General features: G+C 68.7%; 14 protein-coding genes. 6 read left to right on the forward strand and 8 right to left on the reverse strand.

Annotated features, from left to right (window positions below; genetic code table 11):
- Positions 1-417: 417 nt before the first annotated feature.
- From RBB84_RS16405 to RBB84_RS16415, 3 genes are read left to right on the forward strand one after another with little or no spacing between them, the layout of a single operon-like run.
- Positions 418-984 carry an SRPBCC family protein gene (locus tag RBB84_RS16405; RefSeq protein ID WP_019290874.1) on the forward strand — a complete coding sequence of 189 codons (567 nt, stop codon included), beginning with the start codon at positions 418-420 and terminating at the stop codon, positions 982-984.
- Positions 984-2153, forward strand: a complete 1170-nt coding sequence (locus RBB84_RS16410) for a zinc-dependent alcohol dehydrogenase (protein ID WP_033096319.1) — start codon at positions 984-986, stop codon at positions 2151-2153. The genes RBB84_RS16405 and RBB84_RS16410 overlap by 1 nt, the downstream gene beginning before the upstream one ends.
- A gap of 59 nt (positions 2154-2212) precedes the next feature.
- Positions 2213-2689 carry a VOC family protein gene (locus tag RBB84_RS16415; RefSeq protein ID WP_019290872.1) on the forward strand — a complete coding sequence of 159 codons (477 nt, stop codon included), beginning with the start codon at positions 2213-2215 and terminating at the stop codon, positions 2687-2689.
- Positions 2690-2692: 3 nt separating this feature from the next.
- Here the strand turns inward: RBB84_RS16415 and RBB84_RS16420 are convergent, their stop codons facing one another.
- The 5 genes from RBB84_RS16420 to RBB84_RS16440 all read right to left on the reverse strand — a co-directional run bounded on the left by RBB84_RS16420 (position 2693) and on the right by RBB84_RS16440 (position 7959).
- Positions 2693-3061: a hypothetical protein gene (locus RBB84_RS16420; protein WP_231911996.1), complete on the reverse strand. Its 369-nt coding sequence runs from the start codon at positions 3059-3061 to the stop codon at positions 2693-2695.
- 342 nt (positions 3062-3403) lie between these two features.
- Positions 3404-5236: a phosphoenolpyruvate carboxykinase (GTP) gene (locus RBB84_RS16425; RefSeq protein WP_006552694.1), complete on the reverse strand. Its 1833-nt coding sequence runs from the start codon at positions 5234-5236 to the stop codon at positions 3404-3406.
- 280 nt (positions 5237-5516) lie between these two features.
- Complete coding sequence (locus RBB84_RS16430) at positions 5517-5894, reverse strand: DUF6802 family protein (protein ID WP_006552695.1); 378 nt, start codon at positions 5892-5894, stop codon at positions 5517-5519.
- Between the two features lie 38 nt (positions 5895-5932).
- Complete coding sequence (locus tag RBB84_RS16435; protein ID WP_064256134.1) at positions 5933-7318, reverse strand: hypothetical protein; 1386 nt, start codon at positions 7316-7318, stop codon at positions 5933-5935.
- Complete coding sequence (locus tag RBB84_RS16440) at positions 7315-7959, reverse strand: hypothetical protein (protein ID WP_064256133.1); 645 nt, start codon at positions 7957-7959, stop codon at positions 7315-7317. The genes RBB84_RS16435 and RBB84_RS16440 overlap by 4 nt, the downstream gene beginning before the upstream one ends.
- A gap of 135 nt (positions 7960-8094) precedes the next feature.
- Between RBB84_RS16440 and trmB the strand changes: the two genes are divergently transcribed.
- From trmB to RBB84_RS16455, 3 genes are read left to right on the forward strand one after another with little or no spacing between them, the layout of a single operon-like run.
- Positions 8095-8841, forward strand: a complete 747-nt coding sequence (gene trmB / locus RBB84_RS16445; RefSeq protein ID WP_082921007.1) for a tRNA (guanosine(46)-N7)-methyltransferase TrmB — start codon at positions 8095-8097, stop codon at positions 8839-8841.
- Positions 8838-9530, forward strand: coding sequence for an NYN domain-containing protein (locus tag RBB84_RS16450; protein WP_006552699.1), 693 nt, complete (start codon positions 8838-8840; stop codon positions 9528-9530). The genes trmB and RBB84_RS16450 overlap by 4 nt, the downstream gene beginning before the upstream one ends.
- Before the next feature lie 9 nt (positions 9531-9539).
- Positions 9540-12947, forward strand: coding sequence for an MMPL family transporter (locus RBB84_RS16455; protein ID WP_350246289.1), 3408 nt, complete (start codon positions 9540-9542; stop codon positions 12945-12947).
- 57 nt (positions 12948-13004) lie between these two features.
- Here RBB84_RS16455 and RBB84_RS16460 read toward each other — a convergent pair whose 3' ends face one another.
- From RBB84_RS16460 to RBB84_RS16470, 3 genes are all read right to left on the reverse strand, one after another.
- Positions 13005-13679, reverse strand: coding sequence for a DUF1707 domain-containing protein (locus tag RBB84_RS16460; protein ID WP_006552701.1), 675 nt, complete (start codon positions 13677-13679; stop codon positions 13005-13007).
- 62 nt (positions 13680-13741) lie between these two features.
- The gene (locus RBB84_RS16465) at positions 13742-14368 is read right to left on the reverse strand and encodes a response regulator transcription factor (RefSeq protein ID WP_006552702.1); all 627 of its coding nucleotides are present in this window, start codon (positions 14366-14368) and stop codon (positions 13742-13744) included.
- A complete protein-coding gene (locus RBB84_RS16470) occupies positions 14368-15570 on the reverse strand; it encodes a DUF5931 domain-containing protein (RefSeq protein WP_024102063.1) in 1203 nt (400 codons plus the stop codon). Before RBB84_RS16470 ends, RBB84_RS16465 begins: the two co-directional genes overlap by 1 nt.
- Positions 15571-15634: the final 64 nt, after the last annotated feature.

Below are 15634 nucleotides of genomic sequence, written 5' to 3' on the forward strand. Positions count from 1 at the left end.
CATTTCGCCGTCATCGGACGACTCGGCGGGCCCATCGATGTACGAACGTATCCGTACGCCGTCGTTATTCCCCGGCGAGTCGGCGTGTCGTCGCCCGGCCCGGCCTCGACGGGTTCGTGCCCCGCGAGATTTCGGACCGGCTCGACCGGGTTTGCCCGGCCACCGAGCACGGGTAGCCGACCATATGAGTCGTCACGATCTTCCCGTCCCCGATTACGACGAACTGGCGCCGGGCACGCTCGCGCCGAGGATCCGTGCACTCGACGAAGCACAGTGGACGATCACCCCCCGCTACGGCACGGTGTCGCCGAACAGACGCCGAAACGCGGAAAACCCTGACTCCACCGAACACCGAACACCGAGTACCGAGTACCGAGTACCGGACACCGACCCGAGCATCCGAGCAAGGAGACGACCGTGGTCGACTTCAACAGAGTCGTGCAGAACGCGAGTCGAGTCGTGGAGAACGCGAACAGGGCGATCGACGACGCCGGTCGCTCGGTGGGCGGATTCGTCCGGCGCGCCGTCGACCGGCCCGTCGACGCTCGGAAACCGCAGACGGTGACCGTCGCGGCTCCGCGCGCACAGGTCATGCAGTTCTGGCGCGATCCCGAGAACCTGAGCAGAGTCTTCGGCGACCACGTCCGGGTGGAGACGGTCGAAGCGAACCGGCTGCGCTGGACCTGGGAGAGCCCCGGTGGGACGACGACCTGGGACACCCGCGTCGACGTCACCTCGGAAGGACTCGCGTTCGTCGGCGAGGACGACGCGGACACCCCGGGTCCGCGCGTAGTGCTCGCAGTGTCCGACGCGCCCCGGGGCGGCACCGAGATGACCCTGCGCGCCGAGGTTCCCGTCCCCGATCTCGTCACCGGCGCCCTGACCTTCACTGCGCTCTACCGTGCGCGGGCTCTCATGCAGACCGGTGAGATCCCCACCCTGCAGGGCAGTCCGAGTGCCCGTGAATCGGAAGGAGACGCGTGATGCGAGCCCTGTGCTGGATGGGGGTGAACGAGTTGTCGGTGGAGACGGTCGACGATCCCGGCCTGGTCAACCCTCACGACGTGATCGTGGCGGTCCGCCTCACCACGACCTGCGGGTCCGATCTGCACTTCCTCGGCGGGTACCTGCCGGGGATGCGGGAGGGCGACGTGATCGGCCACGAGTTCATGGGCGAGATCGTCGACACCGGCCCGGAGGTGACGAACGTGCGGGTCGGCGACCGGGTGGTCGTGCCGTCGTTCATCGGATGCGGGAAGTGCCCGTACTGCGCCGACGGCCTGCACGCGGTGTGCGACACCACCAACCCGAACGCCGCGATGCAGCAACCCGTGCTGGGCTATCCCACCGGCGGAATCTACGGCTACACCCATCCCTTCGGCGGGTACCAGGGTTCGCACGCCGAGTACATCCGCGTGCCCTTCGGCGACGTCAACTGCTTCCAGATCCCCGACGGTGTCGGCGACGAACAGGCCCTGTTCCTGTCGGACGCGGTACCGACGGGCTACATGGGCGCCGACTTCTGCGACATCACCCCGGGCGACACCGTGGCGGTCTGGGGCGCCGGCGCCGTCGGTCTCATGGCCGCGGCAAGCGCGAAGATCATGGGCGCCGACAGGGTGATCGTGATCGACCGTTTCCGAGACCGCCTCGACCGCGCCGCGAAGAAGGTCGGCGCCGAAACCGTGGACTACGCCGAGGTCGACAGCGTCTACGAGACGCTCCGCGAGAGCACCGGCGGACGCGGACCGGACGCCTGCATCGACGCTGTGGGCATGGAGGGTCACGGAACCGGCGTCATGCAGGCCTACGACAAGGTCAAGCAGGCGCTGCGGATGGAGAGCGACCGCGCGACCTCCCTGCGCGAGGCGATCCTGTCCTGCGGCAAGGGCGGAGTCGTGTCGGTGCTCGGCATCTACGGTGTCACCGACAAGTTCCCGATGGCGGTGCTGACGAACAAGAGCTTGACCCTGCGGACGGCGCAGCAACATGGCCAGCGGTACATGCCCACCCTGTTCGAACACGTCCTCGAGAGCAGGTTGGACCCGAGTTGGCTCATGACGCACGACCTTCCGCTCACCGACGCGGTACGCGGCTACGAGATGTTCAAGAACAAGGAGGACGACTGCCTGCGCGCGGTCTTCCGCCCCTAGGTCGTCACCGGTCGGATTTCTTCAATACGAGCGCACGGTCGGCGTCCGACACTGGCGCCATGACGAATTCGGTGAACCCCATCCCCGAGGGATACACCTCCCTCACCCCCTTCCTCGTCGTCGACGGTGCCTCCCGCGCGATCGACTTCTACTGCGACGCGTTCGGAGCGACCGTCGTCGAGCGGATGGACGGCCCCGACGGGACGGTGATGCACGCAGAGCTCGACTTCGACAACGGCCGACTGCAATTGAGCGATCCCCATCCCGGCATCGGCCTGCACGCACCGAGTGGAACGAACGACGTCGACCATTCGTACGTGCTGTACTGCGCGGACGCCGACGCCGTGTTCGCGCGGGCCGTCGCCCTCGGTGCCCGGGTGTTCGAGGAACCGTCGACCTTCGTCACCGGCGACCGGTTCGCGTCGATCCTCGATCCGTTCGGTCATCGGTGGGCCGTGATGACGCGGGTCGAGAACGTGCCCGCGGAGGAAGCGAAGCGACGGCTCGACGAGTGGGCGGCAACGCAGAACGCGTGACGCTCAGGGCGTCACTGGCGCGGCGGCCCCGACGAAGGCCACCATCTCGGAGCCGCCGGGATTGGTCTGGATCGGGATCTGCTTCCAACTGTTCGCCACCCACACGTTCCCGGTCTGGTCGATCGTGATGCCGGTGTTGCGCACGAGGCCGTCGAGTCCGTAGCCGGTGACGTCCGGGGAGATCGGTGCGCCCGTGGCGGTTCCGGGACGGCAGGCGACTGCCCTGCTGCCGCAGAACTGGGAGACGGCCCGGCCGGCGAAGTTCGCAACCCAGATGTTGTCGTTGCCGTCGACGACCACACCCCACGGAACCCGGAGGCCGCCGCGCCTCGGCGGCGGGGCCGTTCGGGGAAGTTCCGAGTACCGGGGCAACTGCCAGCGCGTAAGCCGCTGCCACCGTGGTCTTCTCGCCAAGAACGACGTCCGCCGACGAAGTTGCTCTTCGCTCTGTGCGGTGGCGGGCGCCGCCAGGAGCGCCCAGGCCAGCGCCGTCGCCCCCACCAGTGCCGCACACTTCCGACCGATACGACTCGAACCACGCACGAGACGACCCGCTCGCCGACGGAAGTAGTTGCAGTGCATCGTCGAACTACGTCACCGGTCGGCGTGGCACAACCGAGATGTCCGCTGTGAACGATTTCCCGGATTTCACCCCACAGACGGCGAATGCCGCCCCCGGGAAACCGGGAACGGCATTCGTCGTCGTGTACGGACTCAGCCGAGGCGCTGCTTGAGGGCCTCGAACTCGTCGCGGATGCCCGAGGGCACCTTCTCACCGAGGAACTCGAACCACTCGGCGATGCCGTCGATCTCGGACTTCCACTCCTCGACGTCGACCTTCAGGGCCTCGTCGACGTCGGCGGGATCGACATCGAGACCGTCGAGCGTGAGGTCGGCGGCGCTGGGCACGTAGCCGATCGGCGTGGACTGCGCGCCGGCCTTGTGCTCGATGCGGTCGACGATCCACTTGAGCACGCGCGAGTTCTCGCCGAAGCCGGGCCACAGGAAGCGGCCGTCGTCGCCGCGACGGAACCAGTTGACGTAGAAGATCTTCGGCAGCTTGTCCTCGTCGGCGTTCTTGCCGAGCGTGATCCAGTGGTTCAGGTAGTCGCCGGCGTTGTAGCCGAGGAAGGGCAGCATCGCCATCGGGTCGCGACGGACGCTACCGACCTTGCCCTCTGCCGCGGCGGTCTGCTCGGACGACAGGGTCGCGCCGAGGAAGGTGCCGTGCTGCCAGTCGAAGGACTCGCTGACGAGGGGCACCGTCGTCTTGCGGCGGCCACCGAACAGGATCGCGGAGATCGGCACACCCTGCGGGTCGTCCCACTCGGGGGCGAGGATCGGGCACTGCGACATCGGGGTGCAGTAACGCGAGTTCGGGTGCGCGGCGTTGGTGCCGGACTCGGGGGTCCAGTCGTTGCCCAGCCAGTCGGTGAGGTGCGCCGGGGTCTCGCCGCCGATGCCCTCCCACCAGATGTCGCCGTCGTCGGTCTTCGCGACGTTGGTGTAGATGGTGTTGCCGGCCTCGATGGTCGCCATCGCGTTCGGGTTCGAGTCGGCGCTGGTGCCCGGCGCGACGCCGAAGAAGCCGAACTCGGGGTTCACGGCGTAGAGGCGGCCGTCCTTGCCGAAACGCATCCACGCGATGTCGTCGCCGAGGGTCTCGGCACGCCAGCCCGGAATGGTCGGCTGGATCATCGCGAGGTTGGTCTTGCCACAGGCCGACGGGAACGCCGCGGCGATGTAGTAGGCCTTCTCCTCGGGCGAGATCAGCTTGAGGATCAGCATGTGCTCGGCCAGCCAGCCCTCGTCGTGCGCCATGGCCGACGCGATGCGCAGCGAGTAGCACTTCTTGCCGAGCAGGGCGTTGCCGCCGTAGCCGGAGCCGAAGCTCCAGATCTCACGGGTCTCGGGGAAGTGGGTGATGTACTTCGTGTCGTTGCACGGCCACGGGACATCCTGCTGACCGGCCTCGAGCGGCGCACCCACGGAGTGCAGCGCCTTGACGAACGGACGGTCGGTGCCGAGCTTCTCGAGAGCCGCGCTGCCCATGCGGGTCATGATGCGCATCGAGACGACGACGTACTCCGAGTCGGTCAGCTCGACGCCGAGCTTCGGGTCCTCGGCTCCGAGCGGGCCCATGCAGAAGGGCACGACGAAGAGGGTGCGTCCGCGCATGCTGCCGCGGTACAGCTCGGTCATCGTGGCACGCATCTCGTCGGGGTCGACCCAGTTGTTGGTCGGGCCCGCGTCGATCTCGTTCTTCGAGCAGATGAAGGTGCGCGACTCGACGCGTGCGACGTCCGACGGATCGGAATTGGCCAGGAACGAGTTCGGCTTCTTCTCGTCGTTCAGACGCGTGAAGGTGCCTGCCTCGACCAGCTGAGAGGTCAGACGGTCCCATTCCTCATCGGATCCGTCGGCCCATACGACACGATCGGGCTGGGTGAGCTCGGCAATCTCCTGGACCCAGGCAAGCAACTCGGCATGCTGGGTCGGGAGCTTGTCGTCGGTACCGTTCAAACCGGGAATGGTCGCTGAGGTCATCAAAACTCTCCTGGGGTGTGCCCGGAACCGGGATCCCACCTCCGACCTGCACGTTCTTCTGTGCGGACGAGGGCAGACCCGGGCTTGCCCCTCTCGGCAGGGGTACCACCTACTTCGTCCGTGGCCGAACAGGCGAAGTAGGCGCCGGATGTCCTTTTCATAGAGGTTAACGTCGGAATGCCGACCGGCGTCACTCGGGGCCGGTCGGAAATCTCACAGAAACGATTCAGAACTTGCGCACAATACCGTCCCCTCCCCCTGCTGCGCAGCCGGATATGAATCACTTCGACTCTTCTCCGTGGTGTACGTCGTATTCAAGGCTACCTGTGTCCAGTCGACTCCACCGACCCGATCCGTCGAGCTCGCGACAGTATTCCCACACGCCGTAACGGCCGTCGTCCGCGATCACCGAGAGGCGATCGCTGCTGCCGTCGAGATCGGTGTCGGTGGCCACCACCAGACCGTCGCCCCAGTCGCCACCGACTCCCCAGTGCTCGGTATCGGCGACGACCGTCTCGGCGGCGCCGTCACCGTCGAGGTCGGTCGTCGGGGCGAGCTCGTCGGCCCAGGCGGCCAACTCGGACGGATCGAACCCGGACGGATCGAAGGGATCGGTGAACGGCTGGGGTGTGCCACCCGAGCCGGCGAATTCGGCCATCGTCTCCCCTTTCCGACCCGGCACGCGCCGGATCGCTCCTATCCGGTTGGACGCACCCCGGCACCTTGCGGTTCCGGGATGTGTCCGAGTGCCGCCAGGTCGCGTTCGCACGCGGCGGTGCGGGCACGCCGCTCGCCCCGGCGACGGGTGATCTCCGCGTCGATCGCGGCGACGCGTTCCCGCACGCGGGTCGCGTGCCGGTCGCGCGCAGCGACCGCGAGCGCGGTGGACTGCAGTTCCGTCTCGTGGATGCGGGTGCGGATCCAGGTGTCGAGTTCCGCCCGTACGGTCGCGAGCTCGTCGGCGATCCACCGCCGCATCCGGTCGCGGTAGGCGATTCGCCTACGGATCCGCATCAGCCATCCGGCGGCCGGAACCGCGCACGCGATCGCGACCACCAGCGACATCCAGCCCGGCAGGTCCCCGAACGGGGTGAGGAGCAGTCTGCCGAGACCCGCGCCTGCCGACGCACCGAAGACCACCGTCAGCGTGTCCTCCATCGACCGCGCGGTCTGCGGTGGGCGGGCCGTGCGCGTGGGTTCCGGCGCCGGAGTGCCCGGTGCGATCCGGGCCGTCTCGTCGGTGAGCCGCGCACACAGGTCGTCGACGTGGGTGTCGATCGTCGTGACCACCGCATCCGCGTCCGCGGTCTCGAGCACCTCGCCCGCGGCGGTGGACGCCGCCCGCACGCGCATCGCGACCTCCTGCAACAGCGTCACCTGCAGCCGGCGCAGGTCGGGGCCGGAGGTCGCGGGTGGTGCTGCGGCGGTGAGGCGGGAGCGCTCCGCACGCAGGCCCCCTTCCTCGTCCTCCGCGCTCAGTCGTCCGATCTCCTCCTCGATCATCGGCCGGGTGGCGGCGACGACCGCGGCGCGTGCTCGTCGCGGGTCGTGCGACGACCGGACCGTGGCGGCCAGGACGTCCCGCAGTTCGACGAGTCCGGACGCGGTGAGCAGGGTCTGCCGGACCGCCTCGCTCGCGTCGTCCTCGAGTTCGCGTGCCCGCCGAGCGGCCGCGGCGCTCACGGGCAGGACCACGACCCTCGGCAGCCAGGATGCGTGCCGCTGCAGGATCTCGACGTCGGCGTCGCGGACCGCACGCCAGTCGGGAAAGCGGTCGATGCCCGTCAGTGCGCAGACGACCTCGATCGACTCGGCTGCCGCCGAGCGGACGAGGTCGAGTTCGGTGCGGCCGATCGTCGCCGACGGGTCGAACACCACGAGGGTGACGGCGCGGCCATCGTCCGTGATGTCCAGCCCGCCCAGAGGTCGTAGCTCCGCTGCCAGCGTGCCGGCGCCGGAACCGGGCACTCCGACGACCCGCACGCCGGTCGCGGCCGGCCGGTGCAGTCCCATCCATCCGCGCGGGTTCCATCGGCGCAGGACGTCGTCGGCCGGATCCACGAGTCCGCTCGGCGGTGTCACCGTAGTCCCGCGGCGACGGACTCCATCGGGTCCAGCCCGACCAGGTCGAGTGTCTGTTCGACGAGTTCGCGCACCTGCGGTGCCGCCGGGACACCCGCCACGACCCGGGCGAGCTCCTCGTCACGTAGGCGGCGCGCCACGACCGCACGCGCGGCGAGCCGTTCCCCGAGCAGTTCCTCATCGCGGACCGCGACCACCTGATCCGGCGGCACCCCCGTCGCACGCGCGACGAGAGCGCACTCGCTGTCATCCGTCCCACCCGTCACCACGAGGACGAGGCGACAAGGATCCACGGCCGTCAGCGCGGCGCGGTCGGCCGGATGGGCGACGGCCGGGTCGAGACGACGCGGCACGACGTAGACGACGACGTCACCGTCGAGGACCGGGTCGGGACCGTCCGGCGTGTCCACTGCCACTCCGCCCACGGCCGCGTCTACCTGCCCACCCTCGATATCGACCCTGCGGAGCAGCAGTTCGCGTACCTGCGTTTCGACGCTCTCCCGGCCGGTCCCGGCCCGCCCCGCGACCTGCACCCGCAGCGCGGCCGTATGCTCGGTCAGCGCCCTGCGAATCAACCGCCCTACCTGCGCATCCAGTTGTTCGACCTGCGCGGCGAGGTGGTGCCACAACTCCCCCGTCATGATCCCCCGATCGTCGGCGGAAATTGTCGCAGAGAGATCGCTGACAGGCAGCCGAACGAATGCTTCCCTGAGAAAACACTGTGGCCACTCAGGTCACTCCCGCCACACACTCTCGGAATACGCGACAATGGACCGGTGAACGAAGCCGATCAGCACACCACCGAGACGCTCGAGGAGCGCCCGACCCGCGGGAACCGCCTATACCCCAGGGTGACGAGTTTCCGGTCCCGCCGTGGATCGCTGACCGACCCCCAGCAGCAGTGCTGGGACCGTCGTTGGCCCGAACTCGGCAAGGAAGTCGGCGACGAACCGCTCGACGTCGACGCCTGGTTCGGTCGCTCCGCGCCCCTCGTCCTCGAGATCGGATCCGGAACAGGAACCGCCGCGGTCGCTATGGCCCAAGCCGAGCCCGAGGTGAACCTCATCGCCGTGGAGGTCTACAAGCCCGGCATCGCCCAGACACTGCAGAACATCGAACGCAGCTGCAACACCGACGCGCCGATCCGGAACCTGCGGATCCTGCGCGGCGACGCCGTCGAGGTGCTCGAGAAGATGCTGACCACCGCGTCACTCACCGGCGTGCGGGTGTTCTTCCCGGATCCGTGGCCCAAGGCCCGCCACCACAAGCGCCGACTCCTGCAGGCCCCGACGTTCGCCCTGATCGCCGACCGATTGAAGCCCGGTGGAGTGCTGCACGTGGCCACCGACCACGCCGATTACGCCGAGGCCATCGCCGAGGTGGGCGATGCCGAACCGCGCCTCGCCCGCTTCACCGGCACCTGCCCGATCAGCCTCGAACGCCCCGTCACCAAGTTCGAGGACAAGGCACACCAGGTGGGTAGCGCTATCAACGAGTTCGTCTGGGGGAAGATCGGAGCATGAGTGTCCATGAAGAGCTTCCCGGCGTGACCGACCCCTCCGCGATCGACGGTGTCGAGCCGGTCCGAAAGGTCCTGCTCGTCTGGGACGCACCCAACCTCGACATGGGCCTCGGCGCGATCCTCGGCGGCCGGCCCACCGCGGCCTACCGCCCGCGCTTCGACGCTCTCGGCCGGTGGCTGCTCGGACGCACCGCCGAACTGTCGCGTCTGCACTCCGCGACCCTCGAACCCGAAGCCACGGTGTTCACCAATATCGCCCCCGGCAGCGCGGACGTCGTCCGCCCCTGGGTCGAGGCCTTGCGTAATGTGGGCTTCGCGGTGTTCGCCAAGCCGAAGATCGACGAGGACAGCGATGTCGACTCCGACATGCTGGACCACATCGAGCTGAGGCACCGGGAAGGTCTCGCGGGTGTCATGGTGGCCTCCGCCGACGGGCAGGCGTTCCGTGAACCCCTCGAGCGGCTCGCACAGGAGGGCATCGCGACCCAGGTGCTCGGTTTCCGCGAGCACGCCAGCTGGGCGGTGACCTCCGAGATCATCCAGTTCCTCGATCTCGAGGACATTCCCGGTGTGTTCCGCGAACCGCTGCCCCGCGTCAGCCTGGAATCGCTGCCCGACGAGGGTGCCTGGCTGCAGCCGTTCCGACCGCTTTCTGCTCTCCTGGTGGGGCGCAAGAGCGTCGCCGAATAGGAGACTTACGTGTTCGACCGTTGGGGAGAGCTCGTCTACCGCGCGCGCTTCACCGTCATTGCGGTGATGGTCGCGGGGTTGCTCGCGCTCGCCGGGTACGGGCTGAGCCTGAACGATCACCTCAGCCAGAGCGGCTGGGACGATCCCGGTTCGGAGTCCGTCGCCGCTGCCAAGCTCGCCGACGGCACCTTCGGCCGCGACACCGCGGGCGACGTGCTGGTGCTGTACACAGCACCCGAGGGCAGCACGGTCGACGATCCCGAGTTCGCGGCGAAGGTCACCGACAGCCTGAACTCGCTGGTCGCCGAGCATCCCGACGAAATCCTCAAGATCAACGGTGCGTACTGGCCCACCGACGACGCGCCGTCGCTGCCGTCGCTGGCCGATCCGTCGCGTCAGCACGCGATCGCGTCGGTCGCGATCGCCGGCGAGGACGACACGGAGCTGACCGGCAACTTCCGCGAGATCAAGGACGCCTTCTACATCGACGGCGTCGACGTGCAGCTCGCCGGTCTGCAGCCGATCTCCGGCGCACTGAACGACACGATGGCCAACGACATCAAGCGCATGGAGATCCTCGCGATCCCGGCCGTCGGCATCCTGTTGTTCTTCGTCTTCGGTGGCGTCGTCGCGGCCGCTCTCCCGCTGATCACCGGTGGTCTCACGATCGTCGCGGCGAACGGCATCGTCCGGTTGATCACCAACTTCACCGAGGTCAACTCGTTCGTCGCACCGGTCGTCTCACTGATCGGCCTGGGCCTGGCGATCGACTACGGCCTGTTCATGGTGTCGCGGTTCCGTGAGGAACTCGCCGAGGGTTACGACACCCCGGCGGCGGTGCGACGCACCGTCGTCACCGCAGGTCGCACGGTGGTGTTCTCGGCGACGATGGTCGTCACCAGCCTCGGTGGTCTCGTGCTGTTCCCGCAGGGCTTCCTCAAGTCGGTCGCCTACGGCGCGATCTCGGCGGTCTCACTGGCTGCCCTGTTGTCGATCACGATCCTGCCCGCCATCCTGAGCATCCTCGGCAGGCGCATCGACAAGTTCGGCATGAAACGCTTCGGGCAGATCCAGTCGAACGAGCAGGTCGAGAACAGTTTCCTCGGCCGCCTGTGCCGCTGGGTGATGGTCAACCCGATGAAGGTGACCATCCCGACGGTCATCGGCCTGCTGCTGCTCATCATGCCGCTGACCGGCATCAAGTTCGGCGGCATCAACGAGACCTACCTGCCGCCCGAGCACCCCACGCGCGTCGCGCAGGAGACCTTCGACGAACTGTTCCCCGGCCAGCGCGCCGAGCCGGTCAAGCTCGTGGTCCGCGGCGCCGAGGGCGGCGACCTCAACAAGATCATCACGACGGCCAGCGAAGCTCCCGGCCTCGTCGAGAAGTTCCAGATCACCGGCCCCGCGAAGGACGGCGTCCGTGTGCTCAAGGCCGGTCTGACCGACCGCAACGAGTCCGCCGACACCGTCGAGTACCTGCACGCAGCCGAATGGCCCGAGGGTGTCGAAGTGCTCGTCGGCGGCACCCCGGCGATCGAGCAGGACTCCATCGGGGCCCTGCTCGAGACCCTGCCGCTGATGGTCGTGGTCGTCGTGCTGTTGACGACGTTGCTGATGTTCCTGGCGTTCGGCTCGCTCGTGCTGCCGGTCAAGGCCGTGTTGATGAGCGCCCTGGGTCTCGGCTCGACGCTGGGCATCCTCACCTGGATCTTCATCGACGGCAACGGCGCCGACCTGCTCAACTTCACCCCGGGGCCGATCATGTCGCCGGTGCTCGTGCTGATCATCGCGATCGTGTACGGCCTGTCGACCGACTACGAGGTGTTCCTGCTCTCCAGAATGGTCGAGGCGAGATCGATGGGGGCGAGCACCACCGAGTCGATCCGTATCGGTACCGCCCACACCGGTCGCATCATCACCGCGGCCGCCCTGATCCTCATCGTCGTCACCGGTGCCTTCGGGTTCTCGGAGCTGGTGATGATGAAGTACATCGCGTTCGGCATGATCGCCGCGCTGATCATCGACGCGACCGTCATCCGCATGTTCCTCGTGCCCGCCGTGATGAAACTGCTCGGCGACGACTGCTGGTGGGCTCCGGCGTGGATGAAGCGGATCCAGGAGAAGATCGGCTTGGGCGAGCCGATCCTCGCCGACGAACTGATGCCCGAGGACGTTCCCGAACTCATCACCGTCGGCATGTTCGGGCCGGCGACGGTCGCGGCCACGGGCGCGCACCGCTTCCCGGCAGGTGCCTTCGAGGGCGGCTCCGACCTCACGCAGCCGCTGCCCAAGATCGCTCCGCCGAGGCCGGCCGCCGAACAGCGCAAGCTCCGCGATCTCACGCCGCCGCCGGTGCGACGGCAGGCCCCGGGCCGCCCCCCGGTCCGTCCGGCCACGCCCGCGTCCGGTCGTCCCCCTGCTGCTGCTCCGCGGAACGGCGAACGGGTGCCGCCCGCAGCCGGGCGTCCGATGCCGGCGAGCCGTCCGGTGCAGCCCGGTACGGGTCCGGGGCGTCCGTCGCGTCCGATCCCGGAGCCGCGTCGTCGCCCGGAGGGTCGGCCGCCGGTGGACGAGCGCAACGGCTCGGCTCTTCCGGGGCTCGGAGGCACGGAGAAGGGTGTCCCGGAGAAGCCCGAACGTCGTGCCCCCGAGATGCCGCAGCGCGATGTCACGCAGCGCGGTGCGCTCGATCAGACACAGCGCGGTGCGCTCGATCAGACACAGCGCGGTGCGCTCGATCAGACACAGCGCGGTGCGCTCGATGCCACACAGCGCGGTGCGCTCGATGCCACACAGCGCGGTGCGTCCGACCCGTCGTCGCCGTCGTCGGTGCCTCCGCTCCCCCGCCGTCAGCGCGGGGAGGTTCCGCCGCCGCTGCCGCAGTCCTTCATCCGACCGCCCGCTGTCCCGGGCGATGCGGAAGCTCTGCCCGGTGCCCCGGCTCCGCGTCCGAGCGAACCCGGCACCGGTCGTGGACGGGATCCGCAGGCGATCGAGAACTGGCTGTCGCAGTTGCGCCGTACGTCGCCCGGCGGGGAGTCTTCGGCCCAGCGACCGAGGCCCACTTCCGACGCACCGCGCCCCTCGGCGCCGGACTCGCAACGTCCCCCGACCTCGGAGGCCCAGCGACCTCCGGCGCAGGGACCTGCCCGACCGCCCGTGCCGGGCACTCAGCAGCCGCCGACGCAGGGCATGCAGCCGCCGACACAGAACGGTCCCCGTCCGCCTCTGCCCTCCCGGTCCCGTGGTCCGGAGCAGCCGCCCCGCCCGGCCGGCGAGCGGCCGGAAGCGCAAGCGGACGAATCGCAGCCGGAGCAGAACGACGCGGAGTCGCGGAGGCGTGGACGCCACGGTCCCGACAGCGGCCGTTCGATCAGCGTCAGTGAGCTGATCGCCCGGCAGCGTCGCGACTGATCTGACGAACGAACTCGAGGCGACCCGCAGAGCGGGTCGCCTCGGGTGTTTCCGGGGTCAGCTGCCGTTGAAGAACTTCCGCAGCCGCGTGGACAGCGGATGGGTGACGTTGAAGCTCCCGCCGCGGACCTTGCCTGTCACCACGACGTGCAGCGGTCCGTACGGCGCTCCGCCGCGCACCTTCGACGACACGCTCGACGCGACGTTCTCGACGCCGTTGACGTCGGCCGTGGCCTCGGCGGGGAGCACGATGTTGATCGAGCTGAGGTAGTCGCTCACGTCGATCCGCACGACCTGCGTCTGCATCACCGCTTCGGTGAAATCGAGGGTCACGGAGGACGCGACGGTGTCGAGAACGACGGCGGGCGGCACGTGCCAGCGACCCTTGCGTTCGATGCCGGAGACGCGGCCCTTGATCACGAGAGGAGCGCCCTGGCCGGTCGCGGGGAAAGCAGCTGCACTCGGCGCGGGGTAGCCGGCCGCACTCGGCGCCGGATAGTGCGCCTGCGACATGCCCGGCAGATTCTGCTCCTGGAACTCGGGCCGGATCTGGATACCGGGCAGGTCGACGAGCACCTGGTTCAGGTCGCCTCGGGTCTTGGCCGCGAGGACGGTGTCCATCCGTTCGGTGAACTCCCCGAGCGAGAGCATTCCCTGCCCGACCGCCCGCTGCAGAAGTTCGCCGACGTGCTCGCGCTCGGCGTCCGACACCCGCAGATCCTTCGGTTCCATGCCCTGAGCTTAACGGGACGAACGGTATGCCTCCGAAGTCGTCGGAGCCACTGTGCGGGGCGCTATTCGAGGCCCTGTTCGATGACGTAGCGGGTGAGTTCGACGCGGTTGGCGAGCTGCAGTTTGCGTAGCGCCGCTTGGACGTGGTTCTCCACCGTGCGGTGGCTGAGCGTCAGTCGCGCTGCGATCTGTTTCGCCGACAACCCTTTCGCGACGAGACGCAACACTTCGGTCTCCCGGCCGGTCAGGGTCGGTGGGGGTCTCCGGTCGGCGACGTCGTTCGACATCCGGCGGTACTCGCCGAGCACGAGCCCGGCCAGTCCGGGGGTGAAGACGGCCTGTCCCCGCGCGGTCGCGAGGACGGCGTCGACGAGTTCGTGCACCGAGGCGCTCTTCACGAGATAGCCGGACGCGCCCGCCTTGACCGCGCCGAGGACGTCGTCGCGTTCGGAGGACGCCGACAGGACCAGCACCCGGCTGTCCGGGGAGACCTCGAGGACCGCGCGGGTCGCCTCCGTGCCGGTGCCGTCGGGCATCGCCATGTCCATGAGCACGACGTCGGGGCGGACGACGGCGGCACGGCGCGCGGCGCTCGCGACACCGTCGGCCTCGGCGACGACGGTGAACCCGGCCTCCTCGAGGTCACGTCCGACGGCGTTGCGCCAGATCGGGTGGTCGTCGACCACCATCACGCTGACGGTGCTGCGTTCCTCTGTGCTGTTCTCGTGTGTTTCCGCGCTGATCTCGGCCACTCATTCCCCTTCGGTACCCGGATCTCCCATTCGGTTCCTTCGCCTACATCGCTGTCGAGCAGTGCGACGCCGCCGAGCCATTCCGCTCGCCCGACGATCGACTTGGACACCCCCATGCGTCCCTGTTCGCGAGCTTCGTCGAGTCTGCCCGGTTCGATCCCGACGCCGTCGTCCCGGATGCTGAGTACGATCTCGTCGCCGAGATCCTCGAGGAGGATGTAGGCGGCGGCACCGGCGCCGGCGTGCAGTTGCGTGTTCGACAGCGCCGCTGTCGTGAGCGCCGCGAGTTCCTCCGCTCGATCCCGCGGGATCATGATCGGGCCGGCGGGAGCGGACACCGTCGCACCGGTCCCGGCCCTGGCCCGGACGAGGGCGGTGAGGTCGGCATGCTCACCGCCGCGGTCGACGTCGGTGTCCTGTTCGGAGATCAGCTGCCGCAGCGCGGTCTCCTGTTCGCGGGCCAACTCGGCGAGTTCCGTCGCATCACCGCCCAGCTCGAGTCCGCGCCGCTGCACGAGCGCGAGCACCTGCAGCACGCCGTCGTGCACCTGCCGGGCGAGCCGGTCCCGTTCCTCGGTGGCCGCTGCCACGCGCACGGCCTGCTCGAGTTGCCGGTGCGCACTGCGCGCGGTGGTGGTGGCGAAACCCATTGCCACACCGCACGCGACGAGCACCGGCGCCGTCGCGTCGCGCCACAGGTCGAGGTTGATCTGGTCGCGCACCACCGCGCTGACGACGGACATCAGCAGCGCCGAGCCGATGCCCGTGAGCGGACCGCCGAGGATCGCGGCCGACAGCACGGCGTTGGCGACCCACAGCGTGGTGGGCATGGTCTGGTGGTTGCTGTACCAGTCGTGGTCGGCGACCAATCGGGTCGCCGCCATCAACGCGACGGCGAGGATCTGGTCCACCACGGTGACCGTGCGGCGCAGTCGTGCCTCGCGGGAGAGCAACACCGCCGAGACGAGCGACCACGTCACGAGTACCCCGGTGAAGAACCACGACAAGCCCGGACGGGTGTAGTTCACGACGGTCGAGAACTGCGATCCCACCGCATATGCGACGGTCACGAGCCGGAAGACCTGGGCGGCCCGCCACAGGGGTGCATCCGCGTCGGGACCGGTCGGAGGCGGCCTCATGTGTACGTTTCGCACCTTTCGTCACAGTAGGTGGGGCGAGTGAATCCAACCACTCCGCGCCTCC

The organism is Rhodococcus sp. D-6 (genome assembly GCF_040256695.1).
GTDB lineage: Bacteria > Actinomycetota > Actinomycetes > Mycobacteriales > Mycobacteriaceae > Rhodococcus > Rhodococcus pyridinivorans.